The organism is Halalkalibacter sp. APA_J-10(15) (assembly GCF_023017105.1).
Taxonomy (GTDB): Bacteria; Bacillota; Bacilli; order Bacillales; family Bacillaceae_D; genus Halalkalibacter.
Genome location: NZ_JALKEV010000006.1, coordinates 1 through 26,727 on the forward strand (window position 1 = coordinate 1; position 26,727 = coordinate 26,727).

General features: G+C 37.6%; 39 protein-coding genes and 2 pseudogenes. 2 read left to right on the forward strand and 39 right to left on the reverse strand.

Annotated features, from left to right (window positions below; translation table 11 throughout):
- Nucleotides 1-173 precede the first annotated feature (173 nt).
- The 3 genes and pseudogenes from wrbA to MW695_RS08380 all read right to left on the reverse strand — a co-directional run.
- Nucleotides 174-776 (reverse strand): NAD(P)H:quinone oxidoreductase, encoded by a 603-nt coding sequence (wrbA, locus tag MW695_RS08370; RefSeq protein WP_247104803.1) that lies wholly within the window; start codon nt 774-776, stop codon nt 174-176.
- Between the two features lie 171 nt (nt 777-947).
- Nucleotides 948-1,688 carry an SDR family NAD(P)-dependent oxidoreductase gene (locus MW695_RS08375; RefSeq protein WP_247104805.1) on the reverse strand — a complete coding sequence of 247 codons (741 nt, stop codon included), beginning with the start codon at nt 1,686-1,688 and terminating at the stop codon, nt 948-950.
- 372 nt (nt 1,689-2,060) lie between these two features.
- A pseudogene (locus MW695_RS08380) lies at nt 2,061-2,738 on the reverse strand (asparagine synthase-related protein); the annotation flags it as partial.
- A gap of 217 nt (nt 2,739-2,955) precedes the next feature.
- On the opposite strand from MW695_RS08380, the gene MW695_RS08385 reads away from it, so the two are divergent.
- Complete coding sequence (locus tag MW695_RS08385) at nt 2,956-3,210, forward strand: hypothetical protein (RefSeq protein WP_247104807.1); 255 nt, start codon at nt 2,956-2,958, stop codon at nt 3,208-3,210.
- Nucleotides 3,211-3,370: 160 nt separating this feature from the next.
- Nucleotides 3,371-3,703, forward strand: a complete 333-nt coding sequence (locus MW695_RS08390; protein WP_247104809.1) for a YolD-like family protein — start codon at nt 3,371-3,373, stop codon at nt 3,701-3,703.
- Between the two features lie 33 nt (nt 3,704-3,736).
- On the opposite strand, the gene MW695_RS08395 is transcribed toward MW695_RS08390, so the two are convergent.
- The 36 genes and pseudogenes from MW695_RS08395 to MW695_RS08565 form a co-directional block, all read right to left on the reverse strand.
- Complete coding sequence (locus MW695_RS08395; RefSeq protein WP_247104810.1) at nt 3,737-4,495, reverse strand: M23 family metallopeptidase; 759 nt, start codon at nt 4,493-4,495, stop codon at nt 3,737-3,739.
- Complete coding sequence (locus MW695_RS08400; RefSeq protein ID WP_247104811.1) at nt 4,495-4,899, reverse strand: phage holin family protein; 405 nt, start codon at nt 4,897-4,899, stop codon at nt 4,495-4,497. The genes MW695_RS08395 and MW695_RS08400 overlap by 1 nt, the downstream gene beginning before the upstream one ends.
- Before the next feature lie 39 nt (nt 4,900-4,938).
- The gene (locus MW695_RS08405; protein WP_247104812.1) at nt 4,939-5,076 is read right to left on the reverse strand and encodes a hypothetical protein; all 138 of its coding nucleotides are present in this window, start codon (nt 5,074-5,076) and stop codon (nt 4,939-4,941) included.
- On the reverse strand, nt 5,066-7,948 hold the full coding sequence (locus tag MW695_RS08410; protein WP_306421116.1) for a phage tail spike protein: 2,883 nt from the start codon (nt 7,946-7,948) through the stop codon (nt 5,066-5,068). The genes MW695_RS08405 and MW695_RS08410 overlap by 11 nt, the downstream gene beginning before the upstream one ends.
- Nucleotides 7,948-9,279, reverse strand: coding sequence for a distal tail protein Dit (locus MW695_RS08415; RefSeq protein ID WP_247104813.1), 1,332 nt, complete (start codon nt 9,277-9,279; stop codon nt 7,948-7,950). Before MW695_RS08415 ends, MW695_RS08410 begins: the two co-directional genes overlap by 1 nt.
- Nucleotides 9,279-11,489 carry a phage tail tape measure protein gene (locus MW695_RS08420; RefSeq protein ID WP_247104814.1) on the reverse strand — a complete coding sequence of 737 codons (2,211 nt, stop codon included), beginning with the start codon at nt 11,487-11,489 and terminating at the stop codon, nt 9,279-9,281. Before MW695_RS08420 ends, MW695_RS08415 begins: the two co-directional genes overlap by 1 nt.
- Before the next feature lie 12 nt (nt 11,490-11,501).
- A complete protein-coding gene (locus MW695_RS08425; RefSeq protein WP_247104815.1) occupies nt 11,502-11,651 on the reverse strand; it encodes a hypothetical protein in 150 nt (49 codons plus the stop codon).
- A 50-nt stretch (nt 11,652-11,701) separates the two neighbouring features.
- Nucleotides 11,702-12,043, reverse strand: coding sequence for a hypothetical protein (locus MW695_RS08430; RefSeq protein WP_247104817.1), 342 nt, complete (start codon nt 12,041-12,043; stop codon nt 11,702-11,704).
- Nucleotides 12,044-12,060: 17 nt separating this feature from the next.
- The gene (locus MW695_RS08435) at nt 12,061-12,636 is read right to left on the reverse strand and encodes a major tail protein (protein ID WP_247104818.1); all 576 of its coding nucleotides are present in this window, start codon (nt 12,634-12,636) and stop codon (nt 12,061-12,063) included.
- A 1-nt stretch (nt 12,637) separates the two neighbouring features.
- Complete coding sequence (locus tag MW695_RS08440; RefSeq protein WP_247104819.1) at nt 12,638-12,967, reverse strand: hypothetical protein; 330 nt, start codon at nt 12,965-12,967, stop codon at nt 12,638-12,640.
- Complete coding sequence (locus MW695_RS08445) at nt 12,964-13,317, reverse strand: HK97 gp10 family phage protein (protein ID WP_247104820.1); 354 nt, start codon at nt 13,315-13,317, stop codon at nt 12,964-12,966. Before MW695_RS08445 ends, MW695_RS08440 begins: the two co-directional genes overlap by 4 nt.
- The gene (locus MW695_RS08450) at nt 13,310-13,606 is read right to left on the reverse strand and encodes a phage head closure protein (protein WP_247104821.1); all 297 of its coding nucleotides are present in this window, start codon (nt 13,604-13,606) and stop codon (nt 13,310-13,312) included. Before MW695_RS08450 ends, MW695_RS08445 begins: the two co-directional genes overlap by 8 nt.
- Entirely contained in the window at nt 13,596-13,910 is a 315-nt protein-coding gene (locus tag MW695_RS08455) for a head-tail connector protein (RefSeq protein ID WP_247104822.1), read from the reverse strand. Before MW695_RS08455 ends, MW695_RS08450 begins: the two co-directional genes overlap by 11 nt.
- Before the next feature lie 2 nt (nt 13,911-13,912).
- Nucleotides 13,913-14,119: a hypothetical protein gene (locus MW695_RS08460; RefSeq protein WP_247104824.1), complete on the reverse strand. Its 207-nt coding sequence runs from the start codon at nt 14,117-14,119 to the stop codon at nt 13,913-13,915.
- Nucleotides 14,120-14,132: 13 nt separating this feature from the next.
- Nucleotides 14,133-15,317 carry a phage major capsid protein gene (locus MW695_RS08465; protein ID WP_247104826.1) on the reverse strand — a complete coding sequence of 395 codons (1,185 nt, stop codon included), beginning with the start codon at nt 15,315-15,317 and terminating at the stop codon, nt 14,133-14,135.
- Between the two features lie 11 nt (nt 15,318-15,328).
- The gene (locus MW695_RS08470; protein ID WP_247104828.1) at nt 15,329-15,910 is read right to left on the reverse strand and encodes an HK97 family phage prohead protease; all 582 of its coding nucleotides are present in this window, start codon (nt 15,908-15,910) and stop codon (nt 15,329-15,331) included.
- On the reverse strand, nt 15,867-17,102 hold the full coding sequence (locus MW695_RS08475; RefSeq protein WP_247105108.1) for a phage portal protein: 1,236 nt from the start codon (nt 17,100-17,102) through the stop codon (nt 15,867-15,869). Before MW695_RS08475 ends, MW695_RS08470 begins: the two co-directional genes overlap by 44 nt.
- A gap of 33 nt (nt 17,103-17,135) precedes the next feature.
- Complete coding sequence (locus tag MW695_RS08480) at nt 17,136-17,573, reverse strand: hypothetical protein (protein WP_247104831.1); 438 nt, start codon at nt 17,571-17,573, stop codon at nt 17,136-17,138.
- A 13-nt stretch (nt 17,574-17,586) separates the two neighbouring features.
- On the reverse strand, nt 17,587-19,314 hold the full coding sequence (locus tag MW695_RS08485; protein ID WP_247104833.1) for a terminase large subunit: 1,728 nt from the start codon (nt 19,312-19,314) through the stop codon (nt 17,587-17,589).
- On the reverse strand, nt 19,311-19,679 hold the full coding sequence (locus tag MW695_RS08490; protein ID WP_247104835.1) for a P27 family phage terminase small subunit: 369 nt from the start codon (nt 19,677-19,679) through the stop codon (nt 19,311-19,313). The genes MW695_RS08485 and MW695_RS08490 overlap by 4 nt, the downstream gene beginning before the upstream one ends.
- A 101-nt stretch (nt 19,680-19,780) precedes the next feature.
- A pseudogene (locus tag MW695_RS08495) lies at nt 19,781-20,075 on the reverse strand (HNH endonuclease).
- A 27-nt stretch (nt 20,076-20,102) separates the two neighbouring features.
- The gene (locus MW695_RS08500; RefSeq protein WP_247104837.1) at nt 20,103-20,507 is read right to left on the reverse strand and encodes a hypothetical protein; all 405 of its coding nucleotides are present in this window, start codon (nt 20,505-20,507) and stop codon (nt 20,103-20,105) included.
- Between the two features lie 49 nt (nt 20,508-20,556).
- Complete coding sequence (locus tag MW695_RS08505; protein ID WP_247104838.1) at nt 20,557-21,267, reverse strand: BA5345 family protein; 711 nt, start codon at nt 21,265-21,267, stop codon at nt 20,557-20,559.
- 380 nt (nt 21,268-21,647) lie between these two features.
- Nucleotides 21,648-22,526 carry a hypothetical protein gene (locus tag MW695_RS08510; protein ID WP_247104840.1) on the reverse strand — a complete coding sequence of 293 codons (879 nt, stop codon included), beginning with the start codon at nt 22,524-22,526 and terminating at the stop codon, nt 21,648-21,650.
- Between the two features lie 214 nt (nt 22,527-22,740).
- Entirely contained in the window at nt 22,741-23,286 is a 546-nt protein-coding gene (locus MW695_RS08515; protein ID WP_247104841.1) for a site-specific integrase, read from the reverse strand.
- 74 nt (nt 23,287-23,360) lie between these two features.
- Nucleotides 23,361-23,843 carry a sigma factor-like helix-turn-helix DNA-binding protein gene (locus tag MW695_RS08520; protein ID WP_247104843.1) on the reverse strand — a complete coding sequence of 161 codons (483 nt, stop codon included), beginning with the start codon at nt 23,841-23,843 and terminating at the stop codon, nt 23,361-23,363.
- Nucleotides 23,844-24,004: 161 nt separating this feature from the next.
- Nucleotides 24,005-24,130, reverse strand: coding sequence for a hypothetical protein (locus MW695_RS22680; RefSeq protein WP_260505892.1), 126 nt, complete (start codon nt 24,128-24,130; stop codon nt 24,005-24,007).
- A 72-nt stretch (nt 24,131-24,202) separates the two neighbouring features.
- Nucleotides 24,203-24,478 carry a DUF4176 domain-containing protein gene (locus MW695_RS08525; RefSeq protein WP_247104845.1) on the reverse strand — a complete coding sequence of 92 codons (276 nt, stop codon included), beginning with the start codon at nt 24,476-24,478 and terminating at the stop codon, nt 24,203-24,205.
- A 60-nt stretch (nt 24,479-24,538) separates the two neighbouring features.
- The gene (locus tag MW695_RS08530; protein ID WP_247104847.1) at nt 24,539-24,928 is read right to left on the reverse strand and encodes a hypothetical protein; all 390 of its coding nucleotides are present in this window, start codon (nt 24,926-24,928) and stop codon (nt 24,539-24,541) included.
- A 14-nt stretch (nt 24,929-24,942) separates the two neighbouring features.
- The gene (locus tag MW695_RS08535) at nt 24,943-25,080 is read right to left on the reverse strand and encodes a hypothetical protein (RefSeq protein WP_247104848.1); all 138 of its coding nucleotides are present in this window, start codon (nt 25,078-25,080) and stop codon (nt 24,943-24,945) included.
- 42 nt (nt 25,081-25,122) lie between these two features.
- Nucleotides 25,123-25,413: a hypothetical protein gene (locus MW695_RS08540; RefSeq protein ID WP_247104849.1), complete on the reverse strand. Its 291-nt coding sequence runs from the start codon at nt 25,411-25,413 to the stop codon at nt 25,123-25,125.
- Between the two features lie 56 nt (nt 25,414-25,469).
- Nucleotides 25,470-25,631, reverse strand: coding sequence for a hypothetical protein (locus MW695_RS08545; protein ID WP_247104850.1), 162 nt, complete (start codon nt 25,629-25,631; stop codon nt 25,470-25,472).
- Between the two features lie 5 nt (nt 25,632-25,636).
- Nucleotides 25,637-25,828, reverse strand: a complete 192-nt coding sequence (locus tag MW695_RS08550; RefSeq protein ID WP_247104851.1) for a DUF3954 domain-containing protein — start codon at nt 25,826-25,828, stop codon at nt 25,637-25,639.
- Between the two features lie 73 nt (nt 25,829-25,901).
- On the reverse strand, nt 25,902-26,075 hold the full coding sequence (locus MW695_RS08555) for a hypothetical protein (RefSeq protein WP_247104852.1): 174 nt from the start codon (nt 26,073-26,075) through the stop codon (nt 25,902-25,904).
- Nucleotides 26,075-26,575, reverse strand: a complete 501-nt coding sequence (locus MW695_RS08560) for a dUTP diphosphatase (protein WP_247104853.1) — start codon at nt 26,573-26,575, stop codon at nt 26,075-26,077. Before MW695_RS08560 ends, MW695_RS08555 begins: the two co-directional genes overlap by 1 nt.
- Complete coding sequence (locus tag MW695_RS08565; RefSeq protein WP_247104854.1) at nt 26,562-26,726, reverse strand: hypothetical protein; 165 nt, start codon at nt 26,724-26,726, stop codon at nt 26,562-26,564. Before MW695_RS08565 ends, MW695_RS08560 begins: the two co-directional genes overlap by 14 nt.
- Between the last annotated feature and the right edge of the window lies 1 nt (nt 26,727).

Here is a 26,727-nt window from a genome sequence, read left to right on the forward strand (position 1 = left end):
CGTTTTATAGAAGTTGGTTTGACGGCCATTTTCTATTATAACGATTGGAGATTTTTTCTGTCACTTTACCACTCTAGAAGTTTTATTTTCACACGTGTAGAACACGTGGTTTTAAACCCATATAATAAAAACAACGAGACGATTGAATCGTCTCGTTGTTCTGTCATGTATTTTTATAATGACTGTAATGCTTTTGCTACATCGACTGTACGTTTCGCTTGATATTTCACTGCTTCCTGAACATCTTCAACCAATTCACCGTCTTGTGTAACCGTAACACTCGTACCATAAGGATTACCTCCAGCTGCGAATGTCACCGGATCTGTATAACCTGGCGCTGCAATAATCGCACCCCAATGATACATTGTTGTATAAATAGCTTGAATCGTTTTCTCTTGACCACCATGTGGATTCATAGCTGACGACATGGCACTTACTGCTTTATTAGCTAGTTTTCCTTCAGCCCATAATCCACCTGTCGTATCAAGGAACTGCTTTAATTGACCAGGGACGTTACCAAAACGCGTTGGAGCACTAAATACAATTGCATCTGCCCATTCCAGATCATCGAGTGTAACTTCAGGTACATTTGCTGTTTCTTTTAAGTGTGCTTTCCATGCTGGATTAGAATCAATCGCAGCTTGAGGTGCAAGTTCTGGTACTTTTAAAACTTTCACTTCAGCACCTGCTGCTTGCCCACCTTCTTTAGCCCAATTGGCAAGTTTATAATTAGTACCTGATGAGCTGTAATAAATAACTGCTAACTTTACTGACATTTGAAAATTCCTCCCAAACATTTTTATTTTAATTTGAAGTCATATAATACAATACTGAATTATATGAGCATAAAAAGAACGCATCAATTCTTTTTACTATTTTGATTGTAACGCGACGATAATTCAATGTCAAATAGTTTGATATTGAATCACTTTAACATATTGTAAAGTTTATTGCTCATACATCATCTTCCGTGTCATCCCCCCATCAATTATAATCGTTTCTCCATTGATAAACTCATTCCCCTCATCTGTAAGAAATAAACATACATTTGCGATATCTTCCGGCTTGCCAACTCTTTTTGAAAAATGTTGATCATGATCTTTCTGCCGTAAGCTCTTCTCATCTCCAGTATGAATCCAACCAGGGCTAATTGCATTCACTCGAATCAAGTCGTCTTGGAATGAGGCAGCTAGTGCATGCGTAAGAGAAACGATCGCCCCCTTTGAAGCTGCATACACTTCTGAGTGCGGTTCAGACATGAATGCTCTCGTAGAAGCAATATTAACAATTGAGCCTCCACCATGTTGCTTCATAACCTTAGCTACTTCTCGTGAACAAAAAAATGCTCCCCGTACATTCGTATTTAAGACTCGATCCCATTCTTGAACCGTAAGCTCATAAGGAGAATTAAATTGTGACACACCAGCATTATTAATAAGCACATCAATTCTTCCATACGATCTGTTCACTTTCTTTACTAATGCTTGAATATCCCCTACATGACTAATATCACAATAAATGGCCTCTGCTTCTCCATTATGATCTTCAATGAATTGTACAGTTTCAATAGCATCCGACTCGTTTACATCAACGACAATCGCTTGGAAACCTCTGTTTGCATAAGCAATCGCAATCGCCTTACCTATTCCTTTTCCAGCTCCTGTCACAATTGCGATACGTTTATTCAACGAAAACCACTCCTCTTTTAATTAACTGCTTATTATTATCATATATTACCATTAATGATGATCTCAGAAGAAGGTCTTAAGAAATTTTCATTCTTCAAAATTATTGGCATTTTCTTAGTCCTGCTCACGGTTACAGAACATACCGTTCTTACTACAAGAACGGAAGGCCATTTTACGAATTCCATCACTTTTTATTATACGTTTTTACATGATCATAAACCTAATCTTTTCATTAAAATTGGTTCAAATATGCAACATACACTTCAATATTAAAATAATTTTTTCAAATACTGACTGTCTCATTAATTATATCAATTTTAACAAATAAAAAGGTTCCCTAAGCGATTCATGCTTAAGAAACCTTTTTATTAATTATTCTTTTATTTGTACGTTATAGTGATTTAGCCATTCATTCATTTGAATAAAATGAGCAAGAAGCTGAGGTCCTGCCATCAACTGACCAAAGTAAGGAACATTTTGATCGAAGCCCCCATTTTCAGCTACTGTTTTCAATGAGTCTTTATCAATAAACTCAAATAAAGCAACATCCTTTTGCATGAGTACTTTCTTCATCTCCTCTTGCACAGCTTTCGTATAGTGAGGATGGTATGTTTTCGGATAAGGGCTCTTCTTACGATACAATACATCATCTGGAAGAAGACCTTCCAATGCTTTTCTTAAAATCCCTTTCTCTCGACCATGTAATCTCTTCATTTCCCACGGTATATTCCATACATACTCTACTAAGCGATGATCTGAAAAGGGTACTCGAACTTCCAAGCTCGCTCCCATACTCATACGATCTTTTCGGTCTAATAAATTGGTCATAAACCAAATAATATTCAAATATGAAACTTCTCTTCTCCGTGCTTCTTCCTTCGTATCTGCTTCAAATCGAGGTGTTTCATTGACCGTTTCCTTATAGCGATCATAGACGTATTGCTTTAAGTTAAGCTTTTTCTTCCATTTATCATTTAGTAGCCCTTCCCTCTCCGAAATAGATCGCATCCAAGGAAAGCCGTCGATATACATCACTTCCCTTAAATAAAACATAATACAGGATAAAGAACATTGATATACCAACGCTTTACCTGTCATTACGAATGTGATAAATTTAAATTATGGGATTTTCCCAAATACTTATCCAATAATTCGAGATGATGTACTTACTATCCTTTTAGTAGGTGTTTTTTTCTTTTTGGAAAAAAGAAGGAATTATCATTACCAATGTCTAATTACCTATTACAAAAGAAAGGAGAGATCAAAATTGCATACTGAAGAAAACTTAATACTAATTGTCATTAACGGACTATGTGAGGCTGGAGTATTACCTACTATCCCCACCTTGTGCAACAAAACCGGGCATACTCCTAAAACTTTGTATAAACTCTTAGATGAGCTTTATGATCAAAATGCCATCGAATGGATCAGCGAAGAAGTCATTGTCTCTTTACCGCATCCTAAATGGTACTCTGACTACATACAACACATTCAACTTGAGCAACTAGCAGTAACCTCTTAAAAACCTACCTGATATAAATTCCAACTACCATTACAAACAAAATAGCAAACACAACGGCTTATTTGTTGTGCGCTTTTATCCTCTTGTGGATACAGGAGGATATTTTTATACCTTGAAATAAGAACACCCGTTTGTGTATAATGACAAGTGAGGTGATCGCATGGAAAAGCTGCATAGAGGTAATAAACTATGGGAAATGAAATTTGTTTTACCTGAACATACTGCTGCTCTAAAGCAATGGAGAGATGCACAAGACAAAATCTCTAAGCCTACGTTGGATGAACAGGAGCTTATGGAAATTGGTCATGTTGTCATGGACAGTTTAAAGCATGAGTTAGATGTAAAAGTTGTGTATTGGGAAGATGGTGACTTTTGTGAGGTCGTTGGTATTGTGGAGCGTGTGGATCAGCAGCAGAAATATATAAAAGTTCGTACAGAGGATGATATTTTAACGATTAAGGTTGATTGTTTGATGACGGTTGAAAGGAGTTAAGCCCCTCACACAAGTGAAGGGCTCTTTTTAATTTTAAAATGTACCGTTATTCAACTGACGTTGCAGCTCACGTACAACCATAGACGGTCGACTTAACTTACCATCTTGTACAGTGCCTAAATTTTTCTGTAGTGCTCGTACAGTGATTGGGCCAAGTAATCCATCATCCTTAACTTTTAGTTTACGTTGTAATGCTCTGATAACCAAGCTACCACCTGTTCCGAATTGAACAGTTGTGCCGTATAGTGCTTGCGTGATGCTGTTGCGTGATTGATTACTTAGATAACCGTCCACAACGGTGGCAAGATGCTCTTGTAACGCTCGTGTAGTTTGATTTCCCCACTTACCATCTTCATTAAGGTTTGCAACTGTGGGAGGTGTTAAATTTTTCTCAAGGAAATCAACAGGATTTACCGCATTAGACTTTTCAATGTTCCACCTACCGCGATGTAGTTCAAAATGTAGATGTTGCCCAAAAGATCGACCAGTGTTGCCCATGATCCCGATCTGTTGTCCTTGTCTAACCGTCTGTCCAACTGAAAAACCTCGTGATCCAGTACGCAAATGAGCATAGACCGTTTCCCATGTTTGTCCGTTAATTTGATGCGTTATGAAGATAACCTCGCCATAACTGTCAGACACATAAGACCGCGATATGGTTCCGTTTGCTACAGCAAAGATCGTTCGTACGCCTGCTTCCGCAATATCAATACCGTGGTGATCCGGTCTACTCGATGTTCTAAATCCACTCGTGATTCGTTTTGTGTCTGTTGGCCAAATAAATGTACTCATTATTGATCCTCTCCTTTTAAAATTTCAATTGCTTGTTTTAACTTCTTAGGTACAGGTAAATCCATGCGTCCTGCATTTTCTGTTATACTGATCAACTCATTGACTAGATAAAAGACAATAGATGCGGTCATTATCAATGATTCTGTTTCAAGTCCTACTTCTAGCAAAATTTTATCTACTTGATGAGACACAGCCACCATGACGAAAATAAATATTTTACGAGCAATCCCCATCAAGCCAACGCGACTACTGACTTGACCTGACATTCCTGCTGCTAAAATTCCTGATACATAATCGATAATCACAAGCGCAAGTAAGATTTGCAATAACATCGTCCACTCTCCATATAAAAATGAAATAGCTGTAGCAATAAAAGCTACAGCCCACTTAAATAACGACTCCATATTCATTTTCTCCTCTCTTTTTTCCAAAATAAAAAAGCCTTACTTGGCTCCTTCTTTTTGGCTTTGCGATTGTGCAGACATTTCTGCAATCTGAGTTTCTAGCAAAGCGATTCGGTATTCTTTGTTGGCTAGTTTGGTTAATAGATTATTAATCACTTTCTCAGCATCAACGTTCATTCGTCGTTTCCTCCTCTAATTTACTTTCTAATTCCCCTACACGTTGCAACAACCTTATAAACGATGGCAATAATGCAACCCCAATCCTGTCATATCTTACACTTACCGGCTCTCCATCTTCTCCTAACTCTGCTAAAATTGGCAGCACGTCAAAAACATCTTCAGCAATCAGCCCAATTTGTGTGTTAGCTTCTTCGCCCTTTTCCTCATACTCTGCTTTATCTAAAAACGTAATCGGGTTCAAAGACATTAGTTGCTCTTCTGTAATTTCTAGTGGATTAATGTCCCTTTTTAAATCGCGCCTAGATGATACAAGCGCAATTCGTGAGAATTCAGCTGTATCACTGGTGAATATTCTCATATTTGCAGATGATGAGGTTGTGGAAATCCAGTCTCTGTTCACCCTCCAAAAACCGCTATTTTCCCATAACATCAAATAGCCTTGGTCATTAGGATTTCTTATGGCAACACCTCTTGAACCGCTATTGGAGTAGCAGTAAAGAGTATTATAATCGCTAAAGGTAGAATGTCTGTTTCCGTTTCCTAAGTCGATCCATCTTGTACTGCCACTGGCATTCATAGTAATGGAACCGCCTACAGCAATACCCCCTGATATGTTTATTTCATCAGAGTCTATGGATAGTTCAAGAGTTATGCCGTCTCCATCTCCATCTAAAGCGGCTATTATCGGATTTCCCCCATCCGGATAAGAGATTCGAAGCCTGCCTATCACCTCTGTCAAACCTACATTGTCGTCATATTTGACAAGAGATAACATTGGACCATGTGTACTACCGCCTGAGGTGAACCGTAGTGAGCTTTCAGGTCGATTTGCGTTAAAGTTAGCTTGAGTATTATAATACCTCATAAAAGATGGCCCAAATCCTCCTAAACTTATTCGTTCGTAAGATCCTTCAACGATTTCTGATTCAACAAAATACCTACCTGCCGACATATTTGTTGTGGAAACAAGACCTCCATCAACCCCTGTTGTTATCACCCCTCCTGCGGTCATTACGACACTATTATTGCCGCTTACCGAGGTGATCGTAGAACCTGTGATGTTTACGCCTGTTATGTCGATAGCTGAAAGGGTACCAGTCGTGATCTTGTCCGCTGACAAGTTACCTATTTTCGCATTAGTAATTGCCCCGTTTTGTATTTGCGCTGTATCAACGGCTAAGTTGCCTATTTTAGCATTGGTGATAGCTCCGTTTTCGATTGCTGCTGTACCAACGGCAAGATTAGCTATTTTAGTTGCGGTTACGGCTGAATTAGCAAGTTTTTCAGCATCTACAGCTAAATCCGCTAATAAGTCTGTGGTAATCGCACCAAACATGATTTCATCTGTAAGGATCCTTTGCGTTTCGGCTGAAGCTCGATTACTATATGCGCTTGCGTTTCCATGCGTATTAACCCCTCTTACTCTGTAATACCATTGTTGATTGGTATCAACGGAATGTATAAATCCTGAGGTCTTACCTCTGAATAGCAAATTAGATGGTCCGGGAGTAAAAGTTGAAACTTGTGATCCATATACTTCATAGTCAGCAACATACAACTCATTTTGGAATGTCCACTCTAATTTAACAGTTTGGAATAGTCCCTCTGCTGTGAGAGTGGGAACATCAGGAATGATATCCGGCAAGTCGTTACCGTCAATTGGTTCACCTGCTCGATCCCATATTCCCTCTTTATTATCAATCTTCGCCTTTATATCTTGTAACTCTCGATCCTCAATATAGAGTTCGATGAATTGTCCCATCTCTACTTTTCCAACATCGTCAGGATTGGCTACGTCATACTCATAGACAATAATTCTGAGTTCTACTTCAATCGGCTTGGCAAAGTTACGATCTATCGCAATGTTTGTATCACCTAATCGTACAGACTCAAATTCATACCCCTCGATGTCACCAAGCAACACGCCGTCAATGCTATAATTTGCAAATTGCAGTTTTGCTTGTTGTAACGCGTCCCAAGTTTGTTGCAGTAAAACCTCTGGATCTTCCTGTTCTCCATTTTCGTAAAATCCAAAACGATGACGACGGGAGCCGTTAGGATTAGGATAACCATATATATCACGGGCGCCAGGATCACCTACCCATTCTTGTCCGGCAGGCTTATCTACTGGATCACCGTTAGCAACTGACCAAACCACATCAGCAAAGGTGATTTTGCGCGAAAATCCTCCACCCTCAGTCTCTAAACTTTTACCACGACCATAAAGCGCTGTTTTTGGGTATGATTTCCCGTTACGATTGATAGCAATAATGTCTTTATCAATTTCCCAACGCTTTCCTGTATCGGCTCCTCTTCTAGATAGTAGATCGACAAACCGTCCTGTTATTTGATTGCCATTTATCTCAATTCTATCTCGTAGTTCGCCCCCCCATGTATTGATGATTTTTTCTATTGCACTTTTCACACTCTCATAGTAAAAATTCGTGGAACGATTACCAAGTGATGCTACTGTTCCGACGATCCAACGTGTATTTTCAAGTGCTACTGTTAATGCATTAAGCGATGTGGTGTTTTGTGGACGTCTATCTTCAATCGGTTCATCATCTAACTCCATAAATGCTGATTCGCAATAGGCGCGTATTTCTGCGCCGTCTGATCCGTCAATACTGTCGGTTTCTCTAATAAAAAAAAGACGGAAAAAGCCGTCTTTGTCTTTAAAAGCAACTTGGTTTTCTTCTTCCACATGAAAAGCATCAGGATGGTCAGCAGGTACGGAGAATTCAAAGGTAGAACCACGATTTAGTTCCTCTTTAAATGGCGCATCCCAAAACGGACAAGAGGTCTCACCCTCATTAGATAATACCGCTAAAAGATTGTCATTTACGTCAAATATCATTAAGTCTGACATCAATACCACCTCGATCTGTATGTCACTTCTACAGTTGCAGCGCTACTAGGATCAGTAAAAATACCATTGTAACCTGGTTTTAATGTGAACCAAGAAGAATCAAAAGACAGAATCGTCATGTTAACGATTCCGTTTAATGTGATTTTTCTTTTTGATGTATCGATCTCAAGCACATCCCCAGGTGAAAAGTTACGTATCAAACGAATATGTTCACCAGATTGCCCGTGAGTAAGTGTGTATCCAGAAGTGGATTGTGTAAATGTTATGTCGAAAAAAGGATAGGCTTCTGCGTTTCCTTCTACCATGATAGTAGGTAATTTAATTGACGCTTCTAGGTCTACATAATCGGTAAGTAATCTAGATAGCGACGCTCCATCACTAGGTTCTGCATAAGCCATAAAATGTACAAACCCATTTGAATCTATGAGTCTTGGTATACCCACATTGCTACTTTCAACATTTCTTATGCGTGTGACAGTATCTGCATCAGTTGTACTCCCATTTGAATTCAATACCCAAGTTTCTTGAGGATTGTACCATCGTGCAAGGCTTGCCATGTTCCCTCCTGGATAACTCCCCCATCCCCACCAGTTACAATTCAGGCGTGTGATATTATCTCTGCACCATTGTGCTTTATCTGATATCGTAGCACCAGGAATGGTAATACCGAATTTTCTTTCGATCACTTGAATGAGATCGAAAGAAAATAGCTGTTGTGTTAAATCCCCATCTCTATTCGTACTTGTTATAGCAAGATCTCCATCCAATTGACTGATTGAATTATATCGAATTTGGTTATAACTCCCCCACGAACCGTTTGGAGGTTGGAGATCTGACTGTTGCATATTCATGCTTGCCATATTCGGATTTTTTACTGTACTATCGGCTATCTTACCCGCAAAATCAGTTGTAAACTCCTCTTCTAGTTCTGATAGATTAGCCGTTTCTTTTGAGCCGTATTTGTATGGTTTCCTCATGAATGGCAAGACTCCATGAGAAATGAAATAGTGTTCATCCCCCTCAGGTGATCCGTTTAAATACACATAATAGGTTTTGTCTGGCTCATCCGAAAATGTGATCGGAACAACATTTCCAACTATTAAAACCGCATTTAATTCATCGATTTTAGTTCTTATATCCGTTAAACCGTCATTTTCGATCACATATTCTACAGGCATTGGTTTATCAGGTAAACGTCTTTTAACATAATAGGAGCTGTCACGAGAGGGAACTGTTAAAGTAGTTGTATCAAATTCAACAACACCTCTTCCTTCCACATGAAGGACTTCAATAGGGAGAGTAATGCCATTATAGGTCATTTTTAGCTTCATTACGTTACCCTCCCTTTAATTTGTCTAAGCGCTCTGTTTTTTGTATCTGCTTGTTGACTCGTAATAAATTGGATAAGCCCTTTTACCTCATGTCCAGCTATCTTCATCACCGCTTGCACATCAGATAGATTCACTTGTACATCCTGTGGGATACTAGCATTGTTGGCGGAAGAAGATAAGCCACCTTCGATAGTAGGCATTTGTAACATATCCTTCATTGATGCTTCTACTCTCGGCATTCCTTTTGAAATAGAATCCGTAATAGGCCCTTGGAAATCTAACTTATCTAGATCAGATAATGGTCCCACTTTAGCAGGAGAAAACGGCAAGAAATTACGAATCGTAGAAGCGACATTTCCAACTGCTTCCTTTACTTTCCCAATAGCCCCCGTTATTCCTTTTACCACTTGATCAATTAACCCTTTACCAGCATTCAAAAATGATTTACCTAGACCTTTTACGATATTTAAAGCTGCCTCTATTCCTTTTTTTACGGCGTTTTTAACCGCTGTGAATCGTGATTTTACACCGTTCACGACATTAGAAAGAATATTAGAAAACGTCGATTTTATAGTATTCAAAACATTTGATATAATGGTTTTTGCTTCATTTATTGCGTTTGAAATATTACTTTTAATGTTATTGAATCTAGTTAATACAAAATTAACAACTGAGCTTAAAACAGATGTAAAAATAGATTTGATCGCGTCCCATGAAGACGTGAAGAAATTCTTTATCCCATTCCAAACAGATTCAATGGTTTTTTTAATTGAATCCCAAGTGCTTTTTAAGAATCTCTTAATAAAATCCCATACTTCCTTGGTTTTCTTTTTAATCGTTTCCCAATTTTTCACTACTAGAACAATAATCGCTATTAGTGCTGCAATGATCGCTATGACAATTCCTACAGGACCAGTTAAAAGTGCGAAAACGGCACCTACAGCTTTTACCATGGTCATTAAGGTTCCTATTACCTTCATCACTGTTCCTAGTATGACTAAAAATGGTCCTATTGCAGCAACTATGCCAATGATGATTAAAATCAAATTCTGCATTTCTGGAGATAAGTTTTTAAACCAGTCTAACACATTACGTATATGCTCTCCGAATGTTTGTAAAGCTGGTATAATCGTATCTTGTATAATAGGACCTAACGTATCTCGTAACATTGGAGCAAGGTCAGCGCCAATTTGCAAAGCAAATCCTTGTATCATTCCGATTAACTTGTCCATTTCAATACGGAATTCATTAGCATCGTTCAAGCTATCCTTACTCATCACTCTACCTAAGTCATGCGCTTCCTGCTTCGCTTCTTCTATTGCACCTGTGCCCATGTCGAGTATCGGGGCAATATCCTTCCAAGCACCGCCAAACAACTGTGAAGCGGCTGCGTTTCGGTCTTGCTCATCTTCCATTCCTGCTAAACTTTTTGTGATCGTATCAATTTGTTCGTCCGGTGACATTTTCTCTAAATCTGCAAAGGTGAGATTCATGGTTTCAAGAGCTTCAGTGGCAGGGCCGCCTTCTTTTTTAAGTTGAGGGATTTTCTTCACTAATCCTTCAACTGCTTTCGTCATTGTTTCTCCTTCCACACCGGCGATCTTAGCAACATGCTGCCATTCTTGTATCGAATCGGTAGATAAACCTGTGATTGACGATAAATCAAGTATACGGTCAGCTGCTTGACCAGAAGCGGTCGCTAAACCAACTAATCCAGCTGCACCTGCCACGATTGGACCCGTAACCCATTTTGTCATGTTCTTTCCAGCTGTCTGTGTGGATTCACCTGCTTTTTTCACTTTTTCGCCGGATTCTTCTACACGATCTGCAAAGGACTTTGTTTTTTCTTGAGTTGATTCTAATTGACTCTCGTAATGCTTTAATTTACTTTCCGTCTCAACAACTTCGCGCTGAAAAGCTCTATACTGTTCTTCTCCTATTTCGCCATTTTCAAATTGACGTTGTACTTCTTTTTCAGCGTCTTTAAGTTTATTAAGTTTTTCGCGTGTGTTATTTACTTGGTCTCCAAGAAGCTTTTGTTTTTGAGCTATTAATTCAGTATTACCAGGATTAAATTTCAAAAGGCGATCAACGTCGCGCAATTCCTTATTAACGTCTTGGGAACGCTTATTGACATCCCCCAAAGCTTTATCTAATCCGCGTGTGTCCCCATCTAATTCAATCGTGATTCCTTTGATTCGTTTCGACAACACCTCACCTCCCTAAAATTTATCGAAGTCTGATTGATTCGCTCGTCGATGTTTCTTTTTCTTTGGATTATGCCAGTCGACATATTCTTCAATAAAATCCATACTTCCGCCGACTGTCATAATCTCCATATCAACAAGAGATAATCCCGCTCTTTTACACATAAACAAAAAAGAATCGGTAGTGAGTGGATCACCAGTCGATTCGTTTTCATCTACTTTTTTTTAGTTTGTAAGGTGCTTATAATGAGTTCTTGTAATTGAGGTAGTAGTTCAAATAAAGGAAATTCGTCAAAATCATCTAACCAATCAAGAGGTTCTGGTATTTTTTTATCAGCTGTTTTCGCCAAAACCCAACAAATATTATAAAAAACTTCTGTATCTAATGCTTTCAACTGATCATAAGTTGGATTTTTACTTTTAATTTTCGTCAATTTCTCCATTTTCATAATGTCAGTAAAAAAATCATTGTGAAACTGTGCTTTATATCGTAATGGAGTTGCAGCCGTTGACTTAAATCGGATATTTTTCCCATCTATTTCTATTGTTTTTTCCATTAACTAATCATCCTTTCTTATGCTGAAACAGGCGGTTGATAAACTGTCGTGTTCCAAGCGTTATAAACAGCAGGAGATGTGGCTTGAGTCGTACTTGCTTTAACAATCGGTCTATCATTAATCATAATTGGAGCAGCGTTATACTGTAATTCTGTCGTGTTAGGTTCAGTAGAATCTGTTTTTGTGGATGAATTAACACTTGGTCTTTGTGCGTTGCAATTATACATGACATGTCTACGAGCGTTTAAATCATTCTCAAATTGAAATAACAGCGCAAAAGGTTTAGTTTTAGCATCGGCATATTCTACTAATACGCTATCAGTATCTTCTAACTCTTCCGCCAGGACATCTTCTTTAAAAGAGTTAGGCAATCGTGCTATGGTCAATGTTCCCTCATATCCTTGATTATTATCTCCTTGATAATAAACCATGTTATCAGCATAAAACTTTATTGGATCTCCAACCGCGTCGTTTGTCATTTCCACAGCACCAGGTATAGGGACAGGAGTATCAAAAGTAACTACTCCATCAGTGATTGTGTATGTTGCATAATAAACATTTGATAATCCAAAAGTTACTTTTTCTTCAGGCATTTTATATCACTCCAATTTCATATATTTTCTGAAACACTCGTTGACTCTCGATCCATGTTTCATAAGTTTCATAAGGTATTCCGTTTTCATCAAATAAATCTTCTAATTTTTGTTCTACTTCTAAATTCTTTTTTTTAGTATAAAGTTCCACTTCGACATTAGAAATTTTCTTATACACTTTATTGTCGGCCATTAAATTATCTGAACCTGACACTAAATAGGTGATGAATGGAGGATCTGGAACTGGATTATTGTCAGTCGCCTTAAAATGAGAATAAGCTACAGGAAGTCCTGTAGCTTCAAGCAATGTATTCAATTCCTGTAACGTCATCCTCTAATCACCTTCTCAACTTTCGATTCAAATTCTTTGATTGCAGACTGTTCAGCAGGATAAATGTGTGGTTTGCCTGACACACGACCTCCGCTGACTTTTGCATATCCTTTTTCCAAAAGGTGAGTGAGTCCCGGTTTGTTTGCATTATGAACCGTCCAGCCTTTACCGTCCTTCTTTGCTCGCCAACCCTTTGCATATTTACCGGTCTTCTTTGGACTTGTGCGTTGAAGTGTTTTCGCTGTATCCTTCGCAACGTCTTCTTTCGCTTTTTCCAATCCCTCTTCCACTTCCGTTGTATACTCCTTCAATGCTTGTGTAATTTCTTTTGCGATATCAATATTAGCCATTCTTTTTCTCTCCCGTCAGACGTATTTTTTCGCCTTTTGTTTGAGTTCGGATAATGGTATATTCGTTACCATTGTATTTGAATTTTGTTTCTCCTCTATACTCAAAAGCATAGATTTCGAAACGTTTTTCAGGTTTTAAACCTTGGGCGCCTGCACTATAATATTCAGTTGCGCCTATATCGAATTCATTAGCGAAAACTGGTCTTGGGACTTCTTGTTCTATTTGATTATTCAAATCATCTTCAACAATCGTTATAGACAATAATTCAATTACATCCTTATGTCTCATCAGGAACACTCGCCTTATATCCGCCATAGAGAGATAAATGTTGTTTCAAACTCACATAAGCCAATTGAAAACGGTCTGCATCGGGATTATCATAGCCAAAGTTAGCTTTTGCATAGGTGATAATAGCTCTTTTGATAATGGCGTCTGGTTCATCTGGTGGATCTGGGTTAACCTTTGTCTCAAGGACACCAGCTTGTACCAAATCTATTTTCGCTGTATCGATTAACCCCTGAACCTCGCCATCGAACACTGTATTTGATGAACTAATACGTAAAGCCGTTTTTACTTCATCGATCAAGGCCATAATCAACCACCCGTTTTTCTAGTACGCTTCGGTTTCTCTTCTTTTTCCGGTTCCTTTTCTGGTTCTTTTTCTGACATTTTAGCTTCCAAAAAACCCTTTTCAACTAAATGAGCGATCCTTCCCTCATCTTTATGAGAGTAAGATTCGCCTACGCTATAGGGTTTAAGATTGTCTGTTTTATCAAAGAACGATCTTTTGACTTTATGCATCATCTACCCCTCCTTATGCAGCGTCCGCTTTATTAAGGACTACAAGAGAATTAACATCTACCACTTTTCCATCTACAAGCATTACAGACTTTGTAACTTGATCCTCTGTATCGTTGTCCTCATATTTTTTAATGCCCATTCGATAATTAGTATTTAAAATGTAATCTGTATAGTTGAACAAGAAAGCGAACGGGCTTCCAGTATCCGCTGTTACGAAACTATCGACATAGTTGCAAAGAACAACCGTACGTCCTAATAAAGTACGTTCTGGGCGTCCGTTAATTCCGTAATTCACACGAGCAATCGGTTGACCATTGTTGTCTACCATTCCGATAAAACTCATGAATGTCTTTTTCGTCATCGTCCACACGGCTCCGTTCTCATATTCAAGCGGCAGCGCTGATTCAGCATCAATTAACGTTTGATATTCGATTTTGGCAACATCAATCGCTTGACCATCTGCAGGAGTTTCAGCAAGGATACCTTTTGGTTTGCCTGTTCCATCTCCACTAACAATTGCTTGTTCAAGAGCTTTAACCATTGCTTCAACGATATTGTTTACAAGTACACTTTCAAAGATTTCTAGTGTAACCGTATCAACCTCAAGCGACACTGCAACCGCGCAACGTAGTTTGTGGTAGGCGAATGTGATGGAACCTGTTGTTTTCTTCTGCTTGTCGCTTCCTGCGCCTTCTGCAACCCATGTTGCTACTGGCTTGACAGACGAAGTTGGAACCGTTACGCCCCCTTTGATGGATGTACGCGTGACAAGTGGTAAAATCATGCCAGTTGCTTCTAATTTTTCAATGATGCGGTTTAGAATAGTGTTCGGGATAACAGAACCTACATCAGCCGTAAATGTGATTTCATCATCACGCAATTCAGTAGGAATCTTGTCTCCACGTAATACGTAATTCATGAAAGCCTTACGGTATTCTTCAGAGTCAGGACCCTTTTCCCGTTTTTCTTCTTTCGAATTGCCAAACGTTTCAACTTTTCTCGTTTGAACTTGACCATCTTCAATTTGCTTTGTTTCATCTAGCAAACGTTGACGAGTTTGCAGCTCTTCTAATTCTTCATTCAGTTCACGCACTTCTTTTTCTAATGCCTTTAAATCAGTATCTTTGCTGCGCTTTTCATCATTTAAAATTTCATTGATTTCAGCTTTTCTTTTTAAGATTTCTTTTATTCTGTTCATGTAAATCACTCCTATAGATTATTTAAAATATAAATTTTTGAGCGTAATTCTTCTTGTTCTTTCTCGATGTACCCTTTGATTGGGTCATACCCCCTTGCGCTCACTTCGCTGTCTGGGTAGGCCGGAAAAGCCACTGCACTTACTTCTAACAACCTAGCTTTTTTTACTGTTCTTAAAGGAAGATCGTCGTCTGGCTCGTCCATTTCATCGTCTTGCATTTGAAAGCCAAAACTAACCCCGTCCACATCTCCTCTCTTGATGGATGTGTAAGTATCGTTACCTAACGTGGTATCGGGTAGATCAAGTTCAAAACGTAATCCTGTGCTATCCTCTTCTAATCTCAATGTGTTGTTTTTAGTTCGGCCTAAGACCTGAGATACATCATGAGACCATAAAAAACGCTGATCGTCTTTTGATAACGAATCAGCGAAAGCACCTTTTTTAAACTGTTCACGAAATTTACGGTAATAACCTAAAATTTGTGACTTCTTTTCCCATTTAACCGCATAGCCTGAAAGTGTTCGATTTCCATCTTCGTCCTCACGAATTTCAATCTGATCCGTCAGTAGTTCCCTGGTCTCCGTTTTGTTCATCGTCCTCACCCCCTTCGACGGCGTTAGTGTTTGCATCTTTTACTTCTGCCGTATCTAATCGACGGATCGGCTTGTCACCGCCTGCTATAGGAGATATGTTAAGAATCTTTCTCCATTCGTTGGGAGTCATCGCTCCTCTATCAACCATGCGTTCTAATGCAAGTTTGGTTGTCATAGATGCATATTGAAGACTGATTGATTCGAACACAATCTTATTACCGAAACCTCTTTCACGCCTTGAAAATAGCTTGCGAGTATATTCATTTGCTAACTGCATGGCAACGGGTTCGATGACTGACTCATAGTAGGCATTCCATTGATCTTCTGTATAGTCACTCTGTACAATCGCCTTATTCGTGTTGAAAAAATTATAGATGCGCTCTGTCGTGTTGCCCATCTGCTTTTCATCTGGAACGAAACTCTTATACTCGACTTGCTTTGCTTCTGCTTTCGCATCTGTAGCAGCAGCGCCTGTAGTTTTACTCTCAGAAGATAAAAAATCATCAACGAATCGTTTTGTCTCTGCTGTAATATCCTCCGGCCGTAACGTTTGGTTAAATTTAAGTAACCATTTGATGATGTTTGAATTTTTAATAGCCTTAATGATCCCTTGGTCGATCGTTTTTACAACGTCCATAAGATCAATAAGAGCGTCCTGTGGACTGTCACCAAACATATTGTGCTTGTTAAAGTCTTGCCTTAGATGAATCACATCCGAATAAGGAGCTACCATCTTACTTCCATCCTCAAAATAAAAACGAAGATACATATCTCCATGTGGACCCTCAAGCATTTCGACTTCAAGGGCAGGTATGGGATAGATCTCCGTTGGAAGTAATGTGCTCGGATCTCGTTTTATCAAGGCGAACGCATTGTTATTCAATTCGAGTTGAACAGCTAGTTTTTCTTGCAACATCTGTCCACTCATTAATGGATTAGGGTCTATCAAAAGCATTTTTATATTTGGATCAGGACTATCTACAAAACCATTTGCATTATCTCGTATATGCTTCCCCATAAGCTTACCTATAGCCTTTGCTTTAGGACGAATACACGCTCTGACAATATCACTCTTATAAATACTACCTTGCCAAGCATAAAAACCATCACCTATATCATTTATAAGCTTATAACTTGTATAGGTTGGCTTCATACTTGCCTTTTTACCAAACATCCATTGGATTAAGCCAATTGTAATCACCTCCTTAATACCCTCTCATCACGTTCACTTATATCGAACCGCTTTGAACGTCACCTGTTGCGGATCGGTTATTCCATCTACTAGTGATACATAAACAGTGTCGTAGAAAAACTCTTCAGATGTTCCAGGTGCAACCTCCCATGCTCCAAACATTCCGTTTTGTTGATCTGACACCATTAATGGTTCTGTATTGGTCGAAGGAGCTTGGATTTTAATGGCCGCTGCACCTGAAGGAGCGATCATTTTAGGATAGTCTCCCTCGTCTCCCGGATCCACTTGACCTGTTAAGATCTCTGGAATACCTTCGATCTTCAAGCTATTAACAGCGTCAACAATTGCTTGGGTATCGCCCCCACCTCCACCACCATTACCGCCACCTAATAGATCAACGATATTATGAATACTGCCATCCTCTGCGATTACTCGTCCGCTTTTTGGAGCGTACTTTTCAATATCTGCCATGTTTATCAACTCCTTAAATCATATTTTCATAATCTGCTTGTTTATCATTGAACACGACATAAGCATCAAGCATACAAGCTAAACCATCTATACGCCTTCTTTGATTAGTACCCTTAACAGGCTGAATCGTGTCATTCTTTTCATCTACATGGATTGAGGTATTTGTTAAACACCATTTAGTAATGGGATTATTACCATAATTTATTCGTTTTGATTTCAAATCCGCTTTTAATAACTTCATAGGACTTGATAAAGTTTGTTTTCCTTGTGCGATAGGTATCATAGATTCCTTACCGAAATGATTTTGCATTTCCTCTACCCAATATCTAGCTGACCATCTGTCATATCCAGTCCAAGGAATGTATACATCATATTCAGTCATCATTTCCACAAACCATTCTGTTACATATTTATGATGAACGGTGTTTCCCGGTGTTGTTCGCAGTAACCCTTTTTCATTCCATAGGTTGTAAGGTATTTTGTCCTCATTTGTACGCTCTTCTAATAGATCTTCTGGTAACCAATACATATGATTGACGTAGATCGTATCATCATTTGGTATTTTAAACATTACACATGCAGCAGTTAAATCCACTGATTGCGATAAATCAGCTCCACCAATTGCATATCGTGGTTTTAATTCTTTTAAATCGAATGTGTCGATATTGTTAGCTTCCTCAAAACTTAACCATGCTTCCGTAGATGTTTCTCTGACATTAAAATCCTTTGTCAATAGGTTTTTTACAAGCATTGAATTAGCTCTTGCCTTATTGACCTTCGTTTCTAATTGATCAACTTTTTTGATAGTACCTAATCCAGGATTAGACTTTTTCCACATTGAAGGGTCTTTCCATTCGTTCCTCTTGTCTAATTCATAAATAATGGGGAGAAACCTATCGTCCTTGTATCCGTCTGGGTCATCAAATCCATTTATAAGCATTTCGGCTTCTTCATACTTCAAATCATAAACGGCCTCTCGTACTGTGCCTGCTGTGGTGATCATGAGGATGAGAGGTTGTTCACGTGCCGATGTGCCGTCCACAATGACGTCATAAAGGTTTTTATCCTTCCATGCGTGAATTTCATCTAAGGAAGCTCCGTGAACATTCAATCCATCTAATGTATCACTATCGCTACCGACTGGTTGGAAGGTGCTATCGTTAAAGTCAGCATTCAGTTCTTTCACAAGAGTTTTTATTCGTTTAGAAAGTACAGGCGATTTCTTGACCATTCTTTTTGATTCAGACCAAACGATTTTAGCCTGTTTCTCTTTCGTGGCTACTGCATAAACCTCAGCTCCTCCTTCACCATCAGCAATTTGTAAATATAAACAAATACCAGATGACAATGTAGACTTCCCGTTTTTTCTTGCTACGACTAAGAAGACCTCACGATATTTTCGTGTGCCATCAATTTTGTGGATGAAACCGAATGTAGCAGCAATAAAAGCTTTTTGCCATAATTCAAGATCTATTGGCTTTCCGGCCCATTTTCCCTTTGAATGCTTACAATAATTTTCGATGAATTCTAGAGCATGATTGGCTCGTTTCGAGTTGTATTCATATACCGAATTCTGATCGTGAATATCATCTACTAGTTTTTTATAGATTCGCCTTACTTTATCCCCTGAAATAACCTCTCCTGATTCGACCTTATTCCAATATTCTAAAATCGGATTATAAGATAATGGATAATGCACCCTCTTACTTTTGCTTGAAACCGCCGTTCTTTTTTTACTCATCGATCATTCACGAATTCTTCAAATCCATCTTCCTCTTCTCCGGTAGATGGAGGTTCTTTAGGTAAAAGAGAAAAAAGTTTTTCGCATGCAGAAGTATACCGATTGATCATAGTGTTGTATGACTTCTGAGCAGGGTGTTCCACTATCATTTCTTGCTTTCCGTTTTTAAATTTGTACACGGCACCTTGATTTTTAATCTGTTCTTCAAGCAATTCGAGGGTAATTGTCATAAAAGCAACTCGCTCTATTAATCTTTGAGTAACTTTCTTTTTTTCCGCCGATAAGTCAGCAAAAATTTTATTCAAACGCTCAATTTCTATAGCAATTTTTTTATCTTGATTCGCTTTTGACATTTGTCTACTCATCGGCTAACCCCCCCTCATATGAAAAATGACCTGTATATTTTTTGAACCTCCCCCTCTCGGTCCCCAAGACGGACGCGCCAAAATAAAAATAGGGGGGCGTTTCATTTCTTCACCAGATTCCCATCCACATCAAACATCAATCCGCGGACAACTGGACTATATTTCTCATGATGTTCTTTGTTATGACAGTCCTGACATAACAGTTCTAAATTTTTATGATTCAACGTAATGTCAGGATCATTGATGTTATACGGTGTTATATATTGTTTATGATGTACTATTGCTCCTGGGATTTTGACATCTCTCACAAAGACCGTGCTTTGACGAGAAGTAAGATGCCCTACACTTCTTCCAAGCAGCACTCTTATAAAACTTCTTTGCATAATCCTTCGCCATTCGATCACCTCATTTAACAAATAGTTTTTAATCAAACGCATGCCCATCCACTCTTCGTTCGATTCGATTTACAACCGGATACTCTTTATCATCTTCAAGATACTCAATGGCATATGTTAACCCACCATCAGAATGATCTCCTGTCTTTGTCTCCCAATCAAAGAATAAGTTCGCCTTCTTCGTGATCTCTTTACCTTTGTAAATGACTTTTGGTACAGCTGTTTCATTTTCTAATTCGATGACTAGTAATGGTGTCTGATGCCCTAGCCTTTCTCCATCACCGTGAAAAGAAATAGTTTCTACTTTGCCTGTAAAAACGAAATGGCCGTTGCAAGCAGGACACCTCATTCCATCTTTGCACTTTTCCTCTGGTACGACGAGTTTAGCTCCGCAACTATTGCATATGTGTTCTAAGCTTTTAATGACTTCCACAAGCTTCACTCTCCTTTTATAAAATAAAAAAGCCACCAGAAAGGTGACCTCATTTAGTGTTATTGATTGTTTTATCAAATATTTTATTTAACATGTGTGCTTGAAAATAGATTAAGTTGTTAGAATAATACCTAAAACCTGCAAATACAGCTACTATCAAATAGCAATTTAATAATAATAGCGTCCACGAAGCATAGCCTAGATTTGATATCTCTTTAACTTTTAAAACAAAAATTAAATTTATTAATAATGCTATTATTAGTGATGAAAGCAGAGCTCCCAGACTATGAATTGTATTTAAATAATGTCTATATCTTTCTGCTATGTAATTTCTTTTATCGGCATCTAATTTAATTAGCTCTTCATGCCAGGTAGCCTCAAAGTGATAATAACCACTGTGATTGTAGGGCTTAAATCCATCTTGAACTTTATGACGATACTCCTCTTTAATTAAATTAATAGAGTCTTCCGTGGCATTTTTCCTTAATAACCTAATTTTCATAAAATAAAATAATGTAATTACAACATCAAATCTAAATATCCAATTCACAGAAAAATAAAATTGATGACACAAATATCCTATTGGTACTCCTATAAATCCAGCTGATAGCAAAAGTCCCGCTAAACTAATTATATCGATATTCTCACTGCTTTTTAATACTTGATCCAAATTATTAAATGTATACATAGTAGCAACTATAATAAGTAAAGTCCAACCTGGGATTCCCCATCTTATTAAATACTTTGTATCAAAATTCATTTTCACCTCTCCTTGTCGACTAATTCGACAAAAGGAGAGGTTTTCCTTCAAGAAAAAAGAAGCACCGATCCCTAAAAAGGTCACTGCTTCTTATCCGTATTTATTTCACACTATCACTATAACACAGAAAGAGTCTACGGTTTGTCTATGATTTTTCCACGGATACTTGAATTGAATGGCATCTATTACACAAACTAATTAAATTAATGCTGTTGAGTTTAACTCAGGGTACTCATCAAACGGATAAATATGATGGCCCATAACTGCTGCCACACTCTCTACACTCATAATTGTCACGCCTTAGCATGCGATCACGTTTCTTGATCCACGGCTTAGATTTGTAGAAAGGATGAGTAGTTCGCATATGCTTCACACTTCTCTTATTTATATTGAATGTTCACTACACGCATATCATCGTTTAAAACAGTAAACTCTTCTTTATCTTCTAATTCTTTCATTAAAATTATTAACGTGTTGCTATCATAAGAGTCAATTATTACTTTGAATTTATTTGATTCAACATCTTTTATAATAAATTTAATATCGTAATCCATAGAATACGTATTAAAGATTCTTTTTAGTGACCTTTTACAGTCAGTATGTGTCCCTTTTTTATATTCGCATAATAATTCTCCTCTATAAATTTTATTTCCCTTGTGAAGAGAGTTATAACTGTGATTACGTTCGTTAATTCTGTCGTTTTTTATATTTACATTTATTTTTTCTTCTAATTCTTCAATTTTTCGTAGAACTTGATACTGCTTAGGATCATTAGCCTTCACTTCTTTTAAAATCATATCGTCTTGAATAGCTCTATATATGGGATTATCAACAACTTGATCTTTCATCGCGGCTTTAACAATCTCTCCAAAATTCTTTTGAACTTCCACTACTCCTGCCATGTCGTTCTTATACATAATTGTTCTCTCTTCAATTAAATCAAACGGTAATTTAGTATCGTGTTCGCATAATTGAACTAAAGGTTTCCTAGTTGCGTGTCTAATAGCGACCTCATACATTACATTTGGATTTAAACCTGTTAAGTTCGCCACAACCAATTCAGAATTTACAATAGCTGAAATAACTTGTTTTGTAATTGAACCAGTGGTAGTCATTCGATGTGCTACTTCAACTTCAAATCCAATTTCTTCTAATATTGGTGCGATCACTGAATCTATTAGACCATCGGCTGCACGCCTGATAGATGAATCATCAGGACCAATAGGTGTAATAATAAATGCTTCCTTTTTCTCTTCCATTATTCATCCCCCTATTTTTCTACTATTTTCTCATAAAAGGGGAATATTTCCTAGAATATATTATTTGAATGTCATATATCTTAGAGGGAGTTATATTCACCTTTAACTCAAAACCATTGTCATAACTAAGCTAGGCTTTATTAACAAAACGAATGTCACAATAAATAATTTATGTGATATATAGGGCATAAAAAAAGCATTCACATGACATCAATTATTTGATTTTGAACTTTCTCATTGCGTTATCCATTGCGTCTTGATCCACTCCAATATAACGTAATGTTTCAGCCTGACTTGTATGATTCAATAATTTCTGTAGCAAAGCAATATCCTTTGTCTGATTGTAAAAATGATAACCAAATGTCTTTCGTAGTGTGTGACATCCGATTTCGTCCAACCCGTTTGCTTCAGCTGCTTCTCGCAAAATTCTATAAGCGGTTTCTCTTACTATTGGTTTATTGCTGCCTTTTCTTGATTGGAATAAATATTCATCATTGTTCATTCCAGAACAATATTTTTTTAACTCCCTATATAAATCAGGAGTGATGCGTTGACGCTTTTGCTTTTTTGTCTTGAATTCCCTTAGTGTTAAATAATGTCCAGTGACATCCTTAACTTTAAGATTCAGAATATCTTTAATTCTTAATCCTGTATTAATACCTAAGAAAAAAAGCATATAGTTACGTTCACTGATCTTTTGTAAAAACTCTGCTATATCATGAACTTTTTTGGGATCTCTAATAGGTTGGACGACATTCACATACCTTCACACTCCTTTCAAAAATCATTTCTTATATATAGGTGGCAAACGGGCGACAAAAAATAAAAACTCCACTAATTTGCTAGTGGAGCATTGAAAAATGATGTTGTTTTTTTAATTTTTATTTTCTGATCACAACGTTTCATGATGTTATTCACAGTCCCCTTACATACTCCTAATACTTTAGCAGCCTCAGACCTTGAATAAGCTTCTCCTCTTACTAACAAGTAAACTTCTTTTTCACGATTCGTTAATTTACTAAGTGCCTCTTCAATCATTTCCTTTTGATGTTCTGAGATTCCAGTATTAGAACTTGTTTGATTAGCTACAAACGATTGCATAACTAATGGATCCATAGGTTGTTCTGTTTGATAAGCTGCTCTACGTTCTATCCCCCGACGATGACCAGGGTGATGTCCCACTCGCATCCATTCGATGGTGAACCTTAAGTCACTAGCCATATGATTTAATAAATCACGATCATTGTCATTTGCTTTTCTCTTAGCATCTTCCACCATTTTTAGTGATTTACGATATTCTTCTCTTAATTTGTCCATAGTTATTCCCCCTTTTTAAAATAAAAAGAGGGCACAAACAGGTAACGATATTCTCGTTAACTATTTGTGCCCTCCGTTTTTCGGCCAGGCTATTAAATTATTTGGGACGTTCCACGACGATCTATGTTGAACATAGACCTTTTTAATTTGGAACTACGCGACTATTCTTTGCTTAACTCTTTAACTTCAACAAGAGTTAATGTTCCATCTTCTTCTTTTCTCATGGTTGTTTGAATAGCTTTATCACCATTTTTACCCCAATCAATTCCGATAATGTTATCTTTCAAAGTAAAACATTGTTCGGAAGGATCATAACATCTCTTATTTTCACTCCTTCACAGTTTGGTAGAACTACGACACTACTTTCTTTCTAAGTTCTCCGCTTCTATCGAATTCTTATGGATTACTTTTTCGATTTCAAAATGGTTGAAATAAAAATAATCATCATAGTCATAAGATTTATCGTGCTTGAAGAAACGTTTTAATCCATCAGGATATTTAACAGAAACATAGTCCCAAGCATTCATGCTGCTATGATTGATAATTCTATGACCAATAATCATATAATTCCTTGGAATGTCGTCAGGATCTTCGACAATGACTACTGATCCTACTTGCAATAGAATCTCTTCCAAATTTATTCCACCCTTTCTTGTTACTCAATTTTCTTCTGAACTACATGGCCGTAATGTGCATTAACTTTCTAAATAACCTAAGTCTTTGGCTAAACTTATAATTGCTTGCATATCCTCTTTTGGATAACCCCAATGAGGGCAATAAAGACCACCATATCCATTGTTGTGATTTGTGTATTCTCCCTTAACAATAAACTCTCTAAAATCGTTGATTAATCCCCACATAGTCCCCCCTTGAGAAAAACCTCTACGTGCGTTTTGTACAGTGTTGTAAGCATAAACACGTTCGCCTGTGTAGTCATCGATAAAATAAACTTTTCCTTTCTCGATAACCATTTCAGCGTATCTGTTCTTACGTTCGTCATAGAAGAATTCTCGACCTCTTGAAGCGATTTCTCTTATGATTTTATTTACTACTTCAAGTCTTTCTTCTTTGGTTTTAGGTATCATTTCTTTCTCCTTTCCTAATGAACAACTTCCTTCAAATCTTCTTCAATATCTTGAATGCAAATGACCTCACCGCAGTTATGGCAATGTAATTGATCAGACTCTATAAAAGTCCGATAGGATTCACATACAGGACATTTATTGGATGGCTTCATAATTTAAATCCTCCTTCACAGCTTGGTCGGACTGTGCATCAACTAACAATCCCAATGCAACACAATGAAAGGATGACCGTCCCAATTTTCACTTACCATATCTTTTAGTTTTTTCTTGACACTTCTTTCTTCATCTTCATAAAATTCGTTTTCTAATCCAATCACTTCTATATTCTTGTAGGCATAAAGTTCATCATCTGCTACACCTGTATCTTCTTTATAAAACTCAATCGCTTCATCAAGAGAATACGCTGCGACAGCGTTACATTCACAAACTCTAAATACCCTTACATCTTCCAATCCTTTTGATTCGATGATTTCTAATTCCTCCATAGTCAAACACTCCTTTAATGATTTTTATTTGGCGAACAGTTTTCACCTACAGTCCATCACTTCGCCATAACAATTTCCATAACTTTAATTGCACCCACTGTATTCATTTCATAAATATCCACATGTACATCATTGTCTTTACAATACTCAAAGAGAAATTCCGAAATAGCTTGCTTAAAGTGCTCGTCATTCGTTTGCAATACAAATGTGCCTTTCACCCAAGTCACACCTTCCTTTGATCCATACTATCTACCCTTACTACCTCTCCATTATTCCAAACCAACACATTGCTTCCATAGCCATTCTTAGGAGGTTCTATCGTAATCACTTCACCATTTTTTACGACATACACTTTGTTCTGATCAATCTCAATCTCTTTAGTCATTACGCATCTATAATTTTCTCGTTGTTCCATCGTCAAACCCTCCTAAGCGTGATATAATAAAAATGTCGATTTTATTAGTCATCCGCTTAGAAGGATGGCTTTTTTATTTCCAGAACTTACTGAGTGTCTTTTTCCCTGAATATTTAAGAAGTGTCCCAGCTACTTTTTGAGCTCCCTCTCCATCTTTCATAGCTTTTGCATGGTTTACCCCGGAACTGATTCGACTTGCTGTTTTTCTAGAACTTTTGGCCAACTTTCCCATTTTAAACAAACTCATTAGTATCCCTCCACTTGTCTTAATTGATTTATTTTATTTTTCTTTTCATACGCAGCTTCTACTTCTCCCCAATCAAACCCAAGTTCAATAATCAAGTCGATCAACGCTTGTAACATATAAACATAGTTGTTAAAGCTTCTCTTTTGTTCAAATACCGTGATCAAATAAAACAATGTTAAAACACTTCTTTTCACATCTACTTCAAAATCATTTTCAGATATTGAGATATACGGAGCAGCTCTTAGTGCATAGTTGCAATCAAGTCCAATCGAAATCGTAAAATGAATACCATCAACTAATTCAAATAATAATTCTTCCTCTCGAGGTATTGGATCGTTACTCCAATACTTGAAGGCTCTCCACTCGTTCATTGCTTCTCCCAATTCAGTCATTAAGCCGATTACCTTATCAACTAATAACTTTGATGGATCAAGATTTTTCTCTACGTAAATGCTCGTATCCAGTGACCGTTGTTGAGCGATTAATTTATACAAGTTCATGATCATTCCTCCTCGATATGTTTCGCGTTAAATTTTGTAATTCAGTAAGTGTTAGATGGCTAATCTCGCACTTTTCATGCTTGCCAGTAGAGACCAGATGTTCAACTAGCTCTTTACGTTTTGCTTCTATGCCTTCACGTAAAATATTCATC